General features: G+C 71.1%; 14 protein-coding genes and 1 pseudogene. 8 read left to right on the forward strand and 7 right to left on the reverse strand.

Annotated elements, in window-relative coordinates; genetic code table 11:
* The first annotated feature begins 27 nt into the window (after positions 1-27).
* The 5 genes from ACQP0N_RS32655 (at position 28) to ACQP0N_RS32675 (ending at position 3,414) form a co-directional block, all read left to right on the forward strand.
* Positions 28-1,350, forward strand: a complete 1,323-nt coding sequence (locus tag ACQP0N_RS32655) for a glycosyltransferase 87 family protein (protein ID WP_433116504.1) — start codon at positions 28-30, stop codon at positions 1,348-1,350.
* Positions 1,351-1,391: 41 nt separating this feature from the next.
* A complete protein-coding gene (locus ACQP0N_RS32660; RefSeq protein WP_433116506.1) occupies positions 1,392-2,024 on the forward strand; it encodes a phosphoribosyltransferase in 633 nt (210 codons plus the stop codon).
* A 22-nt stretch (positions 2,025-2,046) separates the two neighbouring features.
* Entirely contained in the window at positions 2,047-2,427 is a 381-nt protein-coding gene (locus ACQP0N_RS32665; protein ID WP_433116508.1) for a zf-TFIIB domain-containing protein, read from the forward strand.
* A 95-nt stretch (positions 2,428-2,522) separates the two neighbouring features.
* Positions 2,523-3,200, forward strand: coding sequence for a maleylpyruvate isomerase N-terminal domain-containing protein (locus ACQP0N_RS32670; RefSeq protein ID WP_433116510.1), 678 nt, complete (start codon positions 2,523-2,525; stop codon positions 3,198-3,200).
* Positions 3,201-3,219: 19 nt separating this feature from the next.
* Entirely contained in the window at positions 3,220-3,414 is a 195-nt protein-coding gene (locus ACQP0N_RS32675; protein ID WP_433116512.1) for a helix-hairpin-helix domain-containing protein, read from the forward strand.
* Between the two features lie 78 nt (positions 3,415-3,492).
* Here the strand turns inward: ACQP0N_RS32675 and dnaB are convergent, their stop codons facing one another.
* Positions 3,493-4,896 carry a replicative DNA helicase gene (gene dnaB / locus ACQP0N_RS32680; RefSeq protein WP_355048605.1) on the reverse strand — a complete coding sequence of 468 codons (1,404 nt, stop codon included), beginning with the start codon at positions 4,894-4,896 and terminating at the stop codon, positions 3,493-3,495.
* Positions 4,897-5,670: 774 nt separating this feature from the next.
* On the opposite strand from dnaB, the gene ACQP0N_RS32685 reads away from it, so the two are divergent.
* Complete coding sequence (locus ACQP0N_RS32685; protein WP_433116514.1) at positions 5,671-6,891, forward strand: hypothetical protein; 1,221 nt, start codon at positions 5,671-5,673, stop codon at positions 6,889-6,891.
* 87 nt (positions 6,892-6,978) lie between these two features.
* On the opposite strand, the gene rplI is transcribed toward ACQP0N_RS32685, so the two are convergent.
* From rplI to rpsF, 4 genes are all read right to left on the reverse strand, one after another.
* Positions 6,979-7,425 (reverse strand): 50S ribosomal protein L9, encoded by a 447-nt coding sequence (gene rplI / locus ACQP0N_RS32690; RefSeq protein WP_007453817.1) that lies wholly within the window; start codon positions 7,423-7,425, stop codon positions 6,979-6,981.
* A 14-nt stretch (positions 7,426-7,439) separates the two neighbouring features.
* The gene (gene rpsR / locus ACQP0N_RS32695) at positions 7,440-7,679 is read right to left on the reverse strand and encodes a 30S ribosomal protein S18 (RefSeq protein WP_007073789.1); all 240 of its coding nucleotides are present in this window, start codon (positions 7,677-7,679) and stop codon (positions 7,440-7,442) included.
* 41 nt (positions 7,680-7,720) lie between these two features.
* Positions 7,721-8,254 (reverse strand): single-stranded DNA-binding protein, encoded by a 534-nt coding sequence (locus ACQP0N_RS32700; protein ID WP_234582687.1) that lies wholly within the window; start codon positions 8,252-8,254, stop codon positions 7,721-7,723.
* Between the two features lie 90 nt (positions 8,255-8,344).
* Entirely contained in the window at positions 8,345-8,635 is a 291-nt protein-coding gene (gene rpsF, locus ACQP0N_RS32705; RefSeq protein WP_007453836.1) for a 30S ribosomal protein S6, read from the reverse strand.
* 629 nt (positions 8,636-9,264) lie between these two features.
* On the opposite strand from rpsF, the gene ACQP0N_RS32710 reads away from it, so the two are divergent.
* Together ACQP0N_RS32710 and ACQP0N_RS32715 are read left to right on the forward strand one after the other, a co-directional pair.
* A complete protein-coding gene (locus ACQP0N_RS32710; protein WP_433116517.1) occupies positions 9,265-10,056 on the forward strand; it encodes a deoxyribonuclease IV in 792 nt (263 codons plus the stop codon).
* On the forward strand, positions 10,053-12,302 hold the full coding sequence (locus ACQP0N_RS32715; RefSeq protein ID WP_433116519.1) for a hypothetical protein: 2,250 nt from the start codon (positions 10,053-10,055) through the stop codon (positions 12,300-12,302). The genes ACQP0N_RS32710 and ACQP0N_RS32715 overlap by 4 nt, the downstream gene beginning before the upstream one ends.
* A gap of 126 nt (positions 12,303-12,428) precedes the next feature.
* On the opposite strand, the gene ACQP0N_RS32720 is transcribed toward ACQP0N_RS32715, so the two are convergent.
* Positions 12,429-13,943: a glycosyltransferase family 87 protein gene (locus tag ACQP0N_RS32720; protein ID WP_433116521.1), complete on the reverse strand. Its 1,515-nt coding sequence runs from the start codon at positions 13,941-13,943 to the stop codon at positions 12,429-12,431.
* Positions 13,944-14,283: 340 nt separating this feature from the next.
* A pseudogene (locus ACQP0N_RS32725) lies at positions 14,284-16,940 on the reverse strand (transglycosylase domain-containing protein); the annotation flags it as partial.
* Positions 16,941-17,071: the final 131 nt, after the last annotated feature.

A 17,071-nucleotide genomic window follows, 5' to 3' on the forward strand; every position in this document is an offset into this window, starting at 1 on the left:
GCAGCGAGATCTGCCAGACTGGCGGCCGTGACCGCCGACGCCCCGACCGCCCTTCACCAGCGCTGGCGGACGCTCGACACCGCCGCCGGCGGACTCGCCCTCGACCTGGGTCTCTACACCGTGTCGGCCCTGTTCGCGGCGATCACCGCGAGCACGTCGACCCTCCTGCCACACCGGGCCTGGGGTGCCGTCGCCGCCGTCGGATACCTGGTCACGACGCTGGCGGTGGTCGTCCAACTCATCGTCCGCCGACGTACCCCCCGGCTGGCCGGCCTCGCCTCCCGCTGGGTGGTGACGGGCTTCGCCTGGGTGACCACCGCACTGGTGCCCGTGCTCTGGCAGAGCATCGACCGGGCCAACGGACGCACCGACCGGGCGCAGGAAGAAGTGCTGGTCGTCGAGCAGGCCGGCATCCGACTGCTCGACCACGGCACGCCGTACCTCGGTCGGGACGCGATCGCCGCCCTGCCACCCGGTGAGCAACTGCTCGGATACACGCCGTACCAGCCGGGCATGGCGATGTTCGGCGTGCCCCGAGCCCTCGTCGACGTCTGGTGGACCGACGCCCGGGTGTGGTTCGCGCTGGGCACCGCGCTGGCGCTCGCCCTGGCCGTGGTCGCGCTGCGCGCCGCGCCCGCCACCCTCGGCGGGGAGCACCGGCGGGACGCCGCCCTGCTGCGGGGAGTGCAGGCCGCCACCGTCCTGCCCGTCTGCGCGCTGACCCTGGCCACCGGCGGCGACGACCTACCCGTACTCGCACTCTGCCTGCTCGCCCTCGCGCTCGCCGCCGCCGGACGGCCGGGCCGGGCCGGTCTCGCCGTCGGCCTGGCCGGCGCGCTGAAGCTGTTCGCCTGGCCGATCGCCCTGGTCCTGATCGTCTGGGGTCTGACCCGGCGAGCCGGTGCCCGGGTGGCAGCCGGCGCGATCGGGCTACCCGTGCTCGCCCTGCTCCCGGCGTTGCTCGTCGACCGCGGGGCCCTCGCCGAGAACGTGCTGCGCTTTCCACTCGGCCACGGCCTGGTCACCAGCCCGGCGCAGTCCCCGTTTCCCGGTTACCTGATCGCCACCACCCTGCCGGGAGGCCGGCTGATCGCCGCCACCCTCCTGGTCGCGGCCGGCGCGGCCATCGCCGTCCGGCTCGCGCGACGCCCGCCCGGCACCGCCGCGACCACCGCTTCGATCTGTGGGTACGGGCTGCTCGCCGCCATCGCCCTCATGCCCTCCACCCGGTTCGGTTACCTGCTCTACCCGGTGGCGCTGCTCGTCTGGGCACCCGCGGTGCACCGCCCGGAGTCCGCACCGACCACCCCGACGCCCGAGCACCTGCCCGGTCGGGCCACATCGGCGTAACCGGCGGGCGAAACGACGTCGCACGGCGTACACCTGAAGGCATGACCACCTACCGTGACCGCGCCGAGGCGGGCCGGGTGCTCGCCGAGCGGCTCACCGCCCTGGTCGGTGACCCGGACGCCGTCGTCCTCGGCCTGGTCCGCGGTGGCGTACCGGTGGCCCGGGTCGTCGCCGAACGGCTCGGCGTCCCCCTGGACGTGTTGGTCGTCCGCAAGCTCGGCATGCCCTGGGCGCGGGAGGTCGCCTTCGGCGCGCTCGGCCCCGGTGGCGTGCAGGTGCTCAACGACGCGATCGCCAGCCGCCTCGGCAGCAACGACATCGCCGAGGTCAGCCACCGCGAACAGGTCGAGTTGGAGCGCCGCGAGCGGCTCTACCGGGGTGGTCGCCCACCGCTGGACCTCACCGGACGCGTCGCCGTGATCGTCGACGACGGTCTGGCCACCGGCGCGACCGCCCGGGCCGCCGTCGAGGTCGCCCGCCGGCTCGGCGCCCGCCGCGTCGTGGTGGCCGTGCCGGTCGGCGCCCAGGAGGCGTACGAACTGCTGACCGCCGAAGCCGACCAGGTCATCTGCGCCCAACGCCCGCCGGAGTTCGGCTCGGTGAGCGCCTACTACGACGACTTCCACGAGGTCTCCGACGACGAAGTCATCGAGGCGCTCACAGCAATCGCTTAGGTCGACCGGGTACCGTCGGGTGATGAGTGACCTCATCTGTCCCAAGTGTCGCGGCGAGATGCGCCAGTACGAGCGCAGCGGCGTCGTCATCGACCAGTGTGGCGAGTGCCGGGGCATCTTCCTCGATCGCGGCGAGCTCGAGAAGCTGTTCGAGGCAGAGGCCAACTGGAGTCGCCAGCAGGCCGCGCCGGCCGCGCCGGCCCAGCAGCCGGGCGGTTACGCGCCCCCACCACCGCCGCCGCCCGCCCAGCACCAGCCCGGTTACGGCGCCGTCCCGCCACCGCCGCCCGTGCACGGCTACCCGCCGGCGCCTGCCTACGGCCACCAGCAGCAGCACCACGGCTACCACGGCCACTACCGGCACAAGAAGCGCAAGAGCTTCCTCGACGAGATGTTCGGCTGAGCCCGGCCAGGGCTCGCGCCCGGGTCGATCCACCTCGACCCGGGCGACGCCGCGAGTGATTGGCTGGCGCGGCGGTCCGTGCGAGGCTGCACCGCATGACCGCCACCCGGCACGACGAGGCCCTCGCCGAGGCGTACGACGGCATCACCGCAGTGGTCGACGCCCTCGACGACGCTGACCTGCAACGGGCCACCCGATGCCGGGGCTGGCTCGTCGCCGACCTGCTCCTGCACCTGCTCGGCGACGCCCAGCGGGCACTGGTGGCCCTGGCCAGCCCGGTTGACGGTCCCGCCGACGTGGACGACGTCTCCTACTGGCGCGGCTTCCCGGGCGGCGACGAACAGGCAGCCCGGCACGCCTGGTGGATCCGGCGGTCGGCGTCCGCCTTCGACCGGCCGACCGCCATCGTCCGGCTGTGGCGGGAGACCGCCCCGGCCGCGATCCGCGCCGCCGGGTTCGCGGACCCCGAGGGGTACGTGACCACACAGGGCCACGTGCTGCGCGTACCCGATCTCCTGGCCACCCTGACCACCGAGGCCGTGGTGCACCACCTGGACCTCACGCCGGAGCTGCCGGCCGCGCCGCCGCCCGGACCGCTGGCGGTGAGCGTGGCGGTGTCCACGATGGATGGCCTGTTGAGCGACGACGCCGTACGCCCCGCCGGATGGGACGACCAGGAGTTCCTGCTGAAGGCGACCGGCCGGCTGCCGCTCACCGACCGGGACCGGCTGGAGTTGGGCGAGGCGGCGGGCTGGTTCCCTCTGCTGGGGTGACGTGATGAACGATGGGGACATGGATCCTTCAACCGACATGCTGCCGAAGGTCGGTGCGCCGGCCACGCGCGCCCTGCACAACGCCGGTTACACGACGCTGCGCGAGCTGGCCGGGGTGCCCCGTACGGAGCTGGCCGCGCTGCACGGCATGGGCCCGAAGGCGCTCGACATCATCCAGGCCGCTCTCGAGAAGCACGGCCTCAGCCTGGGGTGATGCCTGTCTCGAGCGGTTGCCCCGGGCGACTCGGCCGTCGGCGGATCGGCGAGCCGCACGGTGCGCCGAGGACGCCGATCATCCGATGGCCATGTCCACGAATCGCGACAGGTGCAGTTGGGCTGCGACCGTCACCGTGTCGGTCGGACCATTTCGGTGCTTGGCAACGATGAAGTCCGCTTCGCCCGCCCGCGGTGACTCCTTGTCGTAGTAGTCGTCGCGGTGCAGCAGGATGACAACGTCCGCATCCTGCTCAATTGAGCCCGATTCACGCAAATCGGACAACTGGGGGCGCTTGTCGGTGCGCTGCTCCGGGCCACGGTTGAGCTGACTCACCGCGATCACCGGGCACTCGACCTCCTTGGCCAGCAGCTTGAGGCCACGGGAGAGGTCGGCGACCTCCTGCTGGCGGCTCTCGGTGCGTTTGGGCGAGGTCATCAGCTGGAGGTAGTCGACGACAATCATCTTGAGGTCGTGCCGCTGCTTGAGTCGGCGGGCCTTTGCGCGAATTTCCATCAGGTTCATGCTGGGCGTGTCGTCGACGAACAACGGCGCCTCGCTGATCTCACCCATGCAGCGGGCCAGCTTGGTCCAGTCGTCGTCGGAGAGCTGCCCGCTGCGCAGGACGTGCAGCGGCACCCTCGCCTCGGCCGAGAGCAGTCGCATGACGATCTCGACCTTGCTCATTTCCAGCGAGAAGATGGCAGCCGCCTGGTTGGCGCGAATGGCGGCATTTCGGGCAAAGTCCATACTCGCCGTAGATTTGCCCAAACCGGGCCTGCCGGCCACGATGATCAATTGCCCCGCGTGCAGCCCGTTGAGCAGCCGGTCCAGGTCGCTGAAGCCGGTCGGCACGCCGGTCATCACGCCGCCCTGCGCGCCCACCGCCTCGATTTCATCGAGCGTCGGCTGGAGCATGTCGGCCAGGACCGCGAAGTCCTCGCTGACCCGGCGTTCGGTGACGTCGTAGACGGCCTGTTGGGCGAGGTCCACGACGTCGTCGACGTCGCGGCTGCCGCCGCTGGCGGTGCCGTAGCCCAGCTGCACGATCTTGGTGCCGGCCTCGACCAGTCGACGCAGCACCGCCCGCTCGCTGACGATCCGCGCGTAGTACGAGGCGTTGGCGGCGGTGGGAACGCTGGCGATGAGGGTGTGCAGATAGGGAGCCCCACCGATGCGGGCCAGGTCGCCCGAGTCGGTCAGGGCGGCGGCCACGGTGATCGGGTCAGCCGGCTCACCCCGACCGTAGATGTCGAGGATGGTGTCGAAGATGGTGGCGTGCACCGGCCGGTAGAAGTCGTTGGTCTTGAGGATCTCAACGACGTCGGCGATGGCGTCCTTGGAGAGCAACATGCCGCCGAGGACGCACTGCTCGGCAGCGACGTCCTGGGGTGGGGTCTTGTCGAACTGGCCGTCCCGCTGCACGGGTGGCTGACCGTTGCCGGATCGGGCCTCCGCCCGCATGTCGTCGGTGACCGACACCCGGTCCCCCCTCCACTGCGTCGGATCCGTCCCAGCTCTACCGGCCGGGTACGACAGTTCTCCCGACCGAACCGGTCGATCGGGGGCCATCGCGCCGGCGGTCGAGGGCCAACCATACGGACCCCGAGGTCAGCCACTCAACAAGCACGGTGGACGAGCCTCGGGACAACCTGTGGACGCCGGTGGACGAGCATGTGCGCAGGGTGTGCACAGCCTGTGGACAACCGCTGGGGAATTCTCGGCCGCAGGTCGTTGACCTGGGGAGATGCGGTCCCCACCCTGTGGAGGAGAATATTTCGGTCGGTTCTTTTACACGATCTTCCCGTACTATCTCCAGCGAACGGCTACACCTGGACAGCGGATCACGCTTTGGGTTCAGAAGGGTCACACTCCGGCCGTGAGTTACCGGGACTGGGGACGCGGGGAGGGCAGCCCGCGGGAGCGTCCGTCAACCGCCTCGTGGGGTCGGCCCGCGCTGCCCGCTCCGGCCGATCCGTACGACGAGGACGCGCCCTACCGCACCTCCAGTCGGCGGCGTGCGCGGGACCGTGGGCAGGACGAGCCGGTCGACGCCTACCTGCCGCGGTGGGCGCTGGAATCGGGCGTCCAGCGTGCCGACGGTGGTGGACGACACGCCGCGCCCGACGAGGCACCGGACGAGGTGGAGCCGGAGCGTCCGAGCTCGGGCGCCGGTTGGCGCAGCGCCGAGACGACGGGCAGGCGCCGGGCTGACGCGAGCGGTCGGCGCGAGCAGCGGGCGATCGGCGCGGGTGGGTGGCGCGAGCAGCCGGCGATCGGCGCGGGGGCCGGCGCGAGCAGCCGGCGATCGGCGCGGGCCCCGATTCGGACCACACCCGGGAGTGGACGCTCGACCGTCCCCAGGAGCAGGGCTACGCGGGCCGCCGACGCGCCGACTCGGCGGAGGAGGAGCCGGTCTCCGGCGCGGCCGCCGACCGTCGTCCCCGTCGCGCGCCGGCCGGTCGTCCGCAGGTGATCTGGTCCGGTGGGGACCTGGAGGCCGGCTCGGCCGAGGCGACGTCCCGCCCCGAGGTGAGCCGACCGACGCGGCGTAGCCGACGCGCGGCGGAGGAGTCGTGGACACGCCCGGCGGTCGATCCCTGGGAACGCGGGCCGGAGCGGCCGGCGGAGCCGGATCCGTCGTACGCGCCCGCGGTGGACCCGTGGGACGCGTCGGGTGTGCACGCGTGGCCGCCGCCGGGCCCGGACACCACGGACCTGAGCGGGCAGTGGTCGCAGGGGGAGAGTGTCGGTGGTTGGGAGCGTTCGGACCGCACCGGCCAGTGGGAGCGGTCCGCGGTCGAGGACGACCAGTGGGACCGGACGCTGCCACCCCGCTCGGATCGACTGACGGAGGGGTGGCCGAGCCGGGACACGGGTTTCTGGTCCGGTACGCGGTTGTCCGGTGACGATCCGCGCTGGATGGACACCACGACGACGTCGGCGCCTCGGTCGCCGGTGGTGGGTTACACCGCCCCGCGACCGCGTAGTGCGCCCGTACCCCCGTCCGGTGCCGTGCGTCGGGCGGACCGGTCGCCGGTCGGTACGGCGTCGGTGCGGCGGCGGGTCGAGTCGGTGGCGACGGGCGGCTGGGCGCGGCGTCTGGAGGATGACCTCCTCGACCCTGACCCGGGTGGGTCGGTCCGGCCACTGCTGTACACCACCGCCTGCTACGTGGTGCCGGCGGTGCTGATCTTCCTGTGGCTGCTGACGCTGGACGGGCAGGCGCCCGCCGGTTGTGTCACCGACATCTCCGGGGGTGGCTGCGACTCCGCACGGTCCCGTGCGTTGGAGTCGTTGCTCGCCGGCTCGCCGCGATTCGGGTTGGCGCTGGTGAGCAGCCTGGTGGTGGCGGCGCTGCTGCGGCGCGTCGGCACGACGTGGCGGTCGGCGACGATCGCGCTTGCCGCGGCGGTGGTCGGTGGTGGTCTGTCCACGGTGCTGATCAGCGCGGTGACCGGTCAACCGATCGGCTGAGGCTGGCGAGCCGGGTCACTTGTGGCGCATGCGCGAAGGCCCGCACCGATCGCTCGGTGCGGGCCTTCGTCGTGGTCCAGCGGGTCGTCAGCCCTGAACGACGTTCAGGTTGAACGACGCGGTGACCTCGGGGTGCAGCTTGATCTTCACCGGGTAGGTGCCGGTCGACTTGATGTGACCGGGAACCTCCAGCCGACGACGGTCGAGGACCGGACCGCCGGCGCCCTTGACGGCGTCGACGATCTCGGCCGAGGTGACCGAGCCGAAGAGCCGCCCGCCGTCGCCGGCACGGGCCTTCAGGTTGACCTTGAGACCCTCGAGCTGGCCCTTGACCTCGTTGGCGTGGTCGAGGTCGCGGATCTCACGGGCCGAGCGGGCCCGCTTGATGACCGTGACCTGCTTTTCCGCGCCCTTGGTCCAGGCGATCGCGAAGCCCTGCGGCAGCAGGTAGTTACGGCCGAAGCCGTCCTTGACCTCGACGATGTCGCCCGGGGCACCGAGGCCGGACACTTCCTGAGTCAGGATGATCTTCATATCGGTGCCTCCTCTCAGCGGGCCGTTGCGGTGTACGGCAGGAGCGCCATCTCGCGGGCGTTCTTGACCGCGCGGGCGATCTGCCGCTGCTGCTGCGAGGTCACGCCGGTGACCCGCCGAGCGCGGATCTTGCCGCGGTCGGAGATGAACTTGCGCAGCAGCGCCGTGTCCTTGTAATCGATGTAGGTGATCCCGTCCTTGTCGAGCGGGTTCACCTTCTTCTTCGGCTTGCGAAGTGCCGCAGCCTTGGCCATTGACCTTGCTCCTGGTTTGCGATCGCGGGCGCTCGGCGCCATTAGAACGGAGGCTCCTCGTCGAAGTTGCCGCCCGAACCAGCACGCGCGGGAGAGGGTGCGGCCGAAGCCCAGGGGTCGTCGAAGTTGCCTCCGCCGCCACCCTGGCCACCACCACCGCCGCCACCGAAGCCGCCGCCACCGCCACCGGAGCGGGACATCTTCTGCACCTTCGCCGTGGCGTAGCGCAGCGACGGGCCGATCTCGTCGACCTCAAGCTCGATGACGGTGCGCTTCTCACCCTCGCGGGTCTCGTAGGACCGCTGACGCAGCCGGCCCGAGACGATCACGCGGGCGCCCCGCTGCAGCGACTCGGCGACGTGCTCCGCCGCCTGACGCCACACGGTGCAAGCAAGGAAGAGCGGCTCGCCGTCCTTCCACTCATTGGTGGTCTTGTCCATGAAACGGGGCGTCGAAGCGACCCGGAACTTGGCGACCGCCGCACCGGACGGGGTGAACCGCAACTCGGGGTCATCGGTCAGATTGCCGATGACCGTGATGGTGGTGTCTCCTGCCATGACCATCTCCTCGCGCACTCAGCGTCTCGTCGTACAGGCTCTCAGAGCCGTACGACAGAGTCGCGGAGGCTGATCCGGGCGAACCGGGTTGAATGCCGGACAGAATGCTTAGCGCATCTCCGGCCGGATGACCTTGGTGCGCAGAACGGACTCGTTCAGCCGGAGCTGACGGTCCAGCTCGGCCACGGCAGCAGGCGTGGCCTGCAGGTCGACGACGGCGTAGATGCCCTCGGCCTTTTTGTTGATCTCGAACGCGAGGCGCCGGCGGCCCCACACGTCCGTCTTCTCAACCGAGCCACCCGCGGTCCGAATCACGTTCAGGTACGTGTCGAGCGACGGGGCGACGGTGCGCTCCTCGAGGCTGGGGTCGAGGATCACCATGATCTCGTAATGACGCAAGACGTGCTCACCTCCTGTGGGCTAAGCGGCCACGGTCCTTCCGTGGCAGGAGGTCGTGCGTCGCTGCCCGCACGTGCCGGGGGAACCCGGCCGGACGCGGACAACCTGACCAGGATACCCGGTCCGGACGATCATGCCCGGGGCGGTCGGGTCGGCGTCGCGGGCATGCCGACGGGGGCCCGCCAGCCGACCGTCACTGGTCGGTGGCGAGCCCCCGTCAACGAGGCCGCGGAGCGTCCCGTCCGCATTCCTTGGGTGGGACCTGGGGAGGAACGACCACACCGATGAGGTTGGACCGGAGACGCCCCGCGGAGCTTTATCGTGTTGTTATCTGACGATACAACGGCTGTCGTCCCGTGTAGGGGGAAAAGGCAGAAATTTCCGAGATTCTGGATCCGGGCCGATCTGGTGCGACGACGGGTCTCCCCCCGCGACACCGGGCCGCGCCGCAGGGGTGACCTCGCTGTCGGGCCGACGAACACCCGCTGGCCGTACCCGGGCGCCTCGTCGCGCCCAACCCCGGGCCGCTCGTCGGATCCCATCCACTCAACGATCGTCCGACGGCGGGAGTGACGACATCGCGCCGACCGTCAGCACGTCCGCCGTGCTCCCGACGTAGGCTCGCTGCCATGCGTATCGGAGCCCACGTCGATTCGACCGACCCGCTGGCGGAGGCAGCCGCACGGTCCGCCGACACCGTGCAGTTCTTCCTCTCCGACCCGCAGGGATGGAAGGCACCCAAGCCTCGGGAGGACGCCGAGCGGCTGCGGACCAGCCAGGTCGACCTCTACGTGCACGCGCCGTACGTCATCAACGTGGCGACCCTCAACAACCGCATCCGGATCCCCAGTCGAAAGCTGCTGCTCGGGCATGCGACCGCGGCGGCCGAGATCGGCGCCAAGGGCCTGATCGTCCACGGTGGGCACGTCAACGCCGGCGACGACCTGGCGGTCGGCTTCGACAACTGGCGCAAGACCTTCGCGTACGCGGCCGACTCCGGCGGGTTCGGCGTGCCGGTCCTCATCGAGAACACGGCCGGCGGCGACAACGCGTGCGCCCGCCGGCTGGACGCGCTGGCCCGGCTCTGGGACGCGGTCGGCGACTACGAGGTCGGCTTCTGCCTGGACACCTGCCACGCGTACGCCGGGGGTGAGGAGCTTCTCGGCCTGGTCGACCGGGTCAAGGCAATCACCGGCCGGATCGACCTGGTGCACGCCAACAACTCCAAGGGCGCGTTCAACTCGGGGCAGGACCGGCACGACAACCTCGACGGCGGGACGATCGACCCGGAGCTGGTGGTGGCGGTGATCCGCGCCGCCGGGGCGCCGGTGGTCGTCGAGACCCCGGGCGGCGTCGAGGGCCAGGCCGCCGACATCGACTTCCTGCGTCAGCAGCTTCCAACGGAGCGCCCGGCAGCATGACGACCGGCCAGTCCAAGCCGGGGAAGGCTCGGCCCGCTCCCACCGGCGACAAACCCATCCGACCTGCCGCGCCGCCCACCGGTGACACCCCGGCCGCCTCGCCCGGAACCACCGGGAACGGCGCGACCCGCGACGACCCGGCACAGGGGAAGGCTCGCGCGAGCACCGGCACGGCCGCGAAGGGCGCCGCCGACGAGCAGGCCGGCGCGACCACCGCCGGCACGGCCGCGAAGGGCGCCGCCGACGAGCAGGCCGGCGCGACCACCGCCGGCACGGCCGCGAAGGGCACCCCCGGCAGGAACGGTCGCGCCAAGGGCGGCGCGGAGAAGACCGACAAGGCCAGGAGCGTCGGTACGGCCAGCGACGGCGAGAAGAAGGCCGACAGCGAGAAGAAGGCCGACGACGCCAAGGACGCCACCGCCAAGGACGGCGAGCCGACCGCGGAGGCGACCGACGAGGCCAAGCCGGTCGACCCCGACCGCTGGGAGGCGTTCGCCTCGGCGCCGGAGCCCCAGCCCAGCTGGCTCACCCGGGCCGCCCGCCCGGTGGGTCGGTCCCTGATCCACGAGTGGACCCTGGCGGCCCTCGCCTCGTTGGCGCTGGCCGTGCTGATGACCTGGCCGACGCTGCGCTACCCGCGCTACACCCTTCCGCAGGACACCTGGGACCCGAGCCTCCAGGCGTGGCAGATGGCATGGTCCGGCCACATCCTGCTGGCCGACCCGGCCCGCCTGTGGCAGTCGAACACGTTCTTCCCGGAGCTGTGGAGCTTCGCGTTCTCCGACACGCTGCTCGGCTACGCCCCGGCCGGGATGCTCGGCAGCGGCCCCGAGGACGCGGTGCTGCGCTACAACATCATGTTCGTGCTCGCGCACGCGCTCGCCACGCTCGGGGCGTACGCCCTGGCCCGGCAGCTCGGGGCCGGCCGGATCGGCGCCGCCGTCGCCGGGGTCGGCTACGCCTACGCGCCGTGGCTGCTCGCCCAGGCGGGGCACCTGCACGTGCTCTCCAACGGTGGCATTCCGCTGGCCCTCGCGATGCTCGCGCGTGGGCACGGCTGGTCGCTGCGCCACGGCTACCGGCCCGAACGACGACACGACGGCTGGGTGTACGGCGGTTGGCTGGTGGCGGCCTGGCAGATCAGCCTCGGCTTCGGCATCGGCCTGCCGTTCGCGTACTTCCTGGCCGCCGCCGCGCTGGTCGCCGCTGTGCTGTTCGGAGTGAAGTGGCTGCGGTCCGGGCGTACCCTGCCGTTCGGCCGCCGGCTGCTCGTGGCCGACCTGGTCGGCGGGTTGTTCTTCGCCGGGGTGGGCGCGCTGATGGCGTTCCCGTACTTCCAGGTGACCGAGCTGCACCCGTACGCCGAGCGGACCGTCGGCGACATCGCCATCTTCTCGCCGCCCGCGTCCGGCTTCGTGACCGCGCCCGCGGAGTCGCGGATCTGGGGTGGATTGCACGAGGGTGCCCGCGCGGCGCTGCCGTTCCACGCGGAGATGACGCTGCTGCCGGGCTTCGTGCTCTACGCGCTGGCGTTCGGCGGGCTGTTCTTCTCGGTCTGGCGGCTGCGACACCGACTGTTCCTGCTCAGCGGTGTGCTGGTCACGATGGTGTTCGCGATGGGCACCCGCTTCTTCGACGGCACCTTCACCTACGTGCCGCTGTTCGAGCACGCGCCGGGCTGGAACGCGCTGCGTACCCCCGGGCGGTTGATGCTCTGGATCACGTTGCTGCTCGCGCTGCTCGCGGCCGGCGCGGTCACCGCCCTCACCGACCGGGTCCGTGACCTGGCCGCGCAGCGGGTGCCGTCCTGGCCCGGGCCGTGGCTGCGGATCGCCACGCTGCTGCCGCTGCTGCTGGTCACCCTCGAAGGGTTGAACACCACCCCGCATCCGGTGGTGCCGAGGCAGCCCGCCGCGATGCGCTCGGCGGAGGGTCCGCTGCTCGTGCTCCCCAGCGAACAGGGCCTCGACCAGCACGTGATGCTCTGGTCGACGAGTGGGTTCCCGGACGTGGCGAACGGCGGCAGCGGCTTCACGCCCCGGCAGCTCGACGAACTCCGCCGGGCCAGCCAGTCGTTCCCCGACCCGAACAGCGTCAACTACCTGCGCACGTACGGCGTGCGGACGGTGGTGCTGCTACGCGACGAGGTGCCCGGCACGCCATGGGAGATCACCATCGACGCGCCGGTCGAGTCGCTTGGCATCACGCGCCAGGAGGTCGGCGACGCCGTGGTGTATCGGCTCTGATGCGCTCGCCCTCTGGGGCGGTTTGCGGGGGGAGCCCGCCCGGCTCCGGGCGGTCAGGCTTGATCCCTGCGCCGGGCGGGCTCCCCCCGCAAACCTGACGTGGTTCCGGCGCGTCAGGGCCTGGGATCAGGTCGTGGTGGCGGCGGCGGTTTCGGGCTCCAGCTCGGGCTTGTTCGCGGGGCGGCGCCAGCGGTCCAGCCAGGGGGCGTCCGGTGCGCCGTCCAGTACGCCGCCGTCCGGGTCGTCGGCGTAGGTGGCGCGTACCGCGTCCTGCTCGGGGTGCAGGATCTCCCGCACGACCAGCACGCACAGGGTCACCACGGTCGCCAGCCGCAGCGTCGAGGCCAGCACGAACACCCCTTCGGGGAAGACGGGACGGCTGGTCGCCGCGCCCAGCAGCTCACCGTAGAAGGCCACGAAGTAGCAGACCTCGGCGAGTTGCCAGGCCAGGAAGGCACCCCACTTCGGCCGGGCCAGCACCACCAGCGGCAACATCCAGAGCACGAACTGCTGGGACCAGACCTTGCTGAAGATGAGGAACGCGGCGACCACCAGGAAGGCGAGCTGGGCGAGCCGCGGCCGACGCGGTGCCCGCAGCGCCAGCACCGCCACGCCGATGCAGGCCAGCCCGAACAGGGCGTACGAGATGGTGTTGAGGGTCGGGATGTTGGTGTTCAACCATTCGAACGGGCCCTGCTCGCCGGGGTCGTTGCCGACCTTACCGTCGAGGTAGCGCCCGATGTACCAGAGCGTGCCCCAGTCGATCGGCCGGGTGGTGTTCAGCTCGAAGAACCGACCCCAGTTGTCCGGGTTGGCGCGGTAGGCCGGCAGGTTCACCAGCACCACGGCCACCACCGCCCCGCCGACCGCGGTGAGCGCGGCGCGGAGCCGGTTGGCCCGCAGCGCCAGGACGAGGATCGGCCCCAGCAGGAACAGCGGCCAGAGTTTCGCCGCGCCGGCCAAACCGAGCAGCACGCCGGCCGCCACCGGTTGTCGCCGGGCCCACGCCAACAGACCGAACGCCGCCAACCCGATGGCGAGCAGGTCCCAGTTGACGGTCGCGGTGAGCAGCAGCGCCGGGGCGAGCGCGAACAGGGCGGCGTCCCAGGGTCGTCGGCGGCGCAACGCGAGGATCACCGCCACGGTGGCCACGGCGAGCGCGCCCAGCACGAGCGCGTTGAGGTTGTAGAACCACTGACCCTGGTTGATGCTCGGGTCCCCGTCGCCGATCGCGTGCACCGGCAGACCGAGGGCGCCCATGAAGTAGCCGGTGAGCACCGGGTACTCCACCGGGTGGTCCCGGTAGGGCACCTTGCCCTCGTTGAGGCCCTCGGCGTAGTAGAGGGCGAGGACGTCCGTGTAGCAGAACCGGTTGTACTGGACGTTGTTCTGCCACGCGCCGTCCTGGCACGGGGATTTCTGCACCCAGTGCAGCGCGAGCGTGAGGCAGGCCAGCGCCAGGACGATCCGGACGGCGGTCCAGAATCGGCGTTCCTGCCCGGCCGGCCGGTCCAGTGCCGTCGCGTGGTCGCCCAGCGGCCCGCCGATGGCGCCGGACAGGCCGCGGACGAACCCGTCGGACCGGGACGGGTGGTCGGTGGTTCCGGCGTCGTCGATGCCGGGCGTCGACTGGGTGCTCATAGAGAGGCATCCTGCCGTACTCGCAGCGGTGCGTCATGTACTCGTGTACCCGTCGAGGTCACGACCCGCACCGTCGACAAGCGACGAGTGCCCGGTGCCACTACGTCGACCGCCGGCCGGACAGGTCGTCCGGCCGGCGGCGGCGTGTGCGCTGTGGCTCTTGTTCCAGGGTGCTCAGTGGCAGGTCGGGTGGCGGTTAACCGGTCGGACCGCCCGGCCCACCGGGACCGCCCGGGTTGTTCCCGCCGGGGTTGCCACCGTTGCGGGGGCAGAACGGATTGGTCAGCGGATCACAGGGCTGTCCAGGCTGACCTGGTTGCCCCGGCTGACCCGGCTGACCCGGCGGGGGCGCCGCCGGCTCCTTGCCGTTGCCCTTGGTGATGTCGCCCTCACCGGTGACGGTGGGCAGGGGGATCTCCTCCTGACCCTTGAGGGCGGTGTTCATGTACTTCTCCCAGATCGGGCCGGGAAGGGTCGAACCGCCGATGGGCTTACCGCTCGCGAGGCGGATCTCGGGCTTCTTGATGTCCCGACTGCCCACCCAGACGGCCGTGGCGATCTGCGGGGTGTAGCCGACCGTCCAGGCGTGCGCGTTGTCCTTGCTGTTGAACTCCCAGGTGCCCGTCTTGGCGGCGGCCTGGCGGCCGCCCTCCAGCGAGAGATTGTTGGGAGCGGGAATCTGCTTCAGGACTGCGGTGACCTCGTCGGTGACCTTCTTGTCGATCCGCTGCTCGGGCTTGATGCGCTCGCTGCCGACGACCTTCCACTTACCGGTGCTCTTGTCCTGCTGCTCCACCTTGATGACGAAGTGCGCCTTGATGTACTTGCCGTCGTTGGCGAACGTCGCCATCGCGTTCGCGTGGTCGAACACGGTGAGCGGGTACTTACCGAAACCGGTGTAGTTGTCGAACGGGTTCGGCCCCTTCTTCGACAGGTCGAACGCCTGCGGCGGGTCGACTCCCCACATGGTGGTCACGCCGGCCTTGTGGGCCATGTCGACCACCTTCTCGGCGCCGATCTCCTTGGTGACCCAGTAGAACGGCACGTTGTACGACTGGATCGTCGACTCTTCGAGGGTGCAGTACTTGCCGCACTTCAGGTTGGTCCGGCCGGCGTTACCGATCGCGACCTTGGAACCCTCGGGCTTGTACGGCGTGGGGTCCCAGTGCGACTTCACCGAGATGCCCGCCTCGATCGCGGCGGCCAGGGTGTAGACCTTCATCGACGAGCCCGGCGCGTGACCACCGGCCAGGTCGCCGTTCTTGTCGGTGTTCTTGCCGGCGTAGTCGAAGTCGGCGCCACTGTCACCGCCGTAGTAGGCGAGCACCCGGCCCTTCTTCGGGTCGATCGAGACAACGGCCGCCATCAGGTTCTTGGGCTGGTCGTTGAGCTCCGAGCCCTTCTTCGACTGCATGGCGACGTTCTCGGCGGCCGTCTGGAGCTTCGGGTCGATGGTCGTGGTGATCCGGTAGCCGCCGTCGCGCAGCGCGTCGACACAGCTCGTCTTACCCTCCGCGCCGCTGTCGGAGCAGAGGCCCATCGCGTCCATCTCCTGACGGACGTAGTTGATGACGTTGCCTCGGGGGCTGTCGACGCCGAAGCCGTTGCCGCCCTTCTTCGGTGGCAGCACCTTCGGGTACGCGATCGGGGCGGCGGGGTCCAGCCACTTCTCCTTCTTCATCCCGTCGATCACGTAGTCCCAGCGGGTCTTCGCGTCGGTCGGGTTGACCGCCGGGTCGTAACCCTTGTGGGTGTCGGTCGCCACCGGCTGCTTGATCAGCGCCGCCAGGACCGCGCCCTCGGCGGGGGTCAGCTTGATCGCCGGCTTGCCGAAGTAGGTCTGTGCCGCCGCCTCGATGCCGTACGCGCCGCGTCCGAAGTAGATGACGTTGAGGTAGTGCTGCATGATCTCCGGCTTGCTGTACGCGTCGTTCAGCTTGGAGGCGAGGATGGCCTCCTTGACCTTGCGGCCGTACGTGTCGTCCTGGAGATTCTCGAACGCGTTGCGGGCGTACTGCTGGGTGATCGTCGACGCGCCCTGCTTGTCACCGTTGGAGACGTTGTTCCAGGCGGCACGGACGATGCCCTTGTAGTCGACGCCGGAGTGCCGGTAGAAGTTCCGGTCCTCGGCCGCCGCCACCGCGTGCTGCACGTGCTCCGGAATCTGGCTGATGGTGACGAAGGTGCGGTTCTCGCTGCCCAGCCTGGCCAGTGTGGTCTTGCCGTCCTTGGCGTACACCGTGGTGGACAGCGGCAGCGGCAGTTCCTCGGGCATGACGACGTTCGTCGAGTAGTAGGTGAACCCGACCACGCCGGCACCGGCGAGCATGATGAGGACGGCGAACCCGGCGATCAGCAGGTTCATCCGCTTGCGCTTCTTGGCCCGCGCCGCCGCGGCGGGGTCACCCGCGCCGCGACCGCCCCGGCCACCGCGACCGGGCCCGTTCGGTCCGCCCGGGCCATTCGGACCGCCGGGACCACCCGGCCCGCCGGAGACCGGGGAGACGCTCGCCCGGGCGACCGCGGCGCGGCCACCCACCGACGCGGAGCCGACACTGGCCCGGCCCGCCGAGGCGGCGCCGACGGCGGCGGTGCCCACCCGGGCCCGACCGGCGGGCGCTCCCGGCGCCGGGGACACCGGAACGGAGGCCCGTCCGGCGCCGGCACGACCCGTGGCCGCACCCGGCGCTGGCGACACGGGCACCGAGGCCCGACCGCTGCGCCCGGGCGTGGCCGGGCCCACCGACGCGGATCCGGCGGCAGCGCCGGGGGCGGCACGGAGGCCGAGCCACCGACCGACGCACGACCGCCGGCGGCTCTCGGTGTCACCGAGGCCCGGCCGGGAGGCGCTGCGGGCTCCGCGGAGGACCAGCCGCCCCCGCGGGAGTCACCGCCGGGTCTGCGGTACGCGTCGTCCGCGCCCGGTCCGGGGTCACCGTCCGGGCCCGGGTACTGGGCCCGACCGCGCGCGGAGCTGGGATCGCCGTACGAGTTCATTCTTCACACCCTGCCGGTCGCGGTGGGACGCGACAGCGCCGCCACCGGGTTGCCGTGAGTTGCTTCACCCGGACCACCGGCACGAGGGTGCCGGTTCACCAGGGTCATTGCTGAATCAATCGGGCCAATCG

The sequence above is a fragment of the Micromonospora sp. CA-246542 genome, assembly GCF_050942905.1.
Taxonomy (GTDB): domain Bacteria; phylum Actinomycetota; class Actinomycetes; order Mycobacteriales; family Micromonosporaceae; genus Micromonospora.

Coding starts and splice junctions, on each gene's coding strand:
- ACQP0N_RS32660 (WP_433116506.1), top strand. CDS start 1,392: ATGACCACCTACCGTGACCGCGCCGAGGCGGGCCGGGTGCTCGCCGAG.
- ACQP0N_RS32665 (WP_433116508.1), top strand. CDS start 2,047: ATGAGTGACCTCATCTGTCCCAAGTGTCGCGGCGAGATGCGCCAGTAC.
- ACQP0N_RS32670 (WP_433116510.1), top strand. CDS start 2,523: ATGACCGCCACCCGGCACGACGAGGCCCTCGCCGAGGCGTACGACGGC.
- ACQP0N_RS32675 (WP_433116512.1), top strand. CDS start 3,220: ATGGATCCTTCAACCGACATGCTGCCGAAGGTCGGTGCGCCGGCCACG.
- rplI (WP_007453817.1), bottom strand. CDS start 7,425: ATGAAGATCATCCTGACTCAGGAAGTGTCCGGCCTCGGTGCCCCGGGC.
- rpsR (WP_007073789.1), bottom strand. CDS start 7,679: ATGGCCAAGGCTGCGGCACTTCGCAAGCCGAAGAAGAAGGTGAACCCG.
- ACQP0N_RS32710 (WP_433116517.1), top strand. CDS start 9,265: ATGCGTATCGGAGCCCACGTCGATTCGACCGACCCGCTGGCGGAGGCA.
- ACQP0N_RS32715 (WP_433116519.1), top strand. CDS start 10,053: ATGACGACCGGCCAGTCCAAGCCGGGGAAGGCTCGGCCCGCTCCCACC.
- ACQP0N_RS32720 (WP_433116521.1), bottom strand. CDS start 13,943: ATGAGCACCCAGTCGACGCCCGGCATCGACGACGCCGGAACCACCGAC.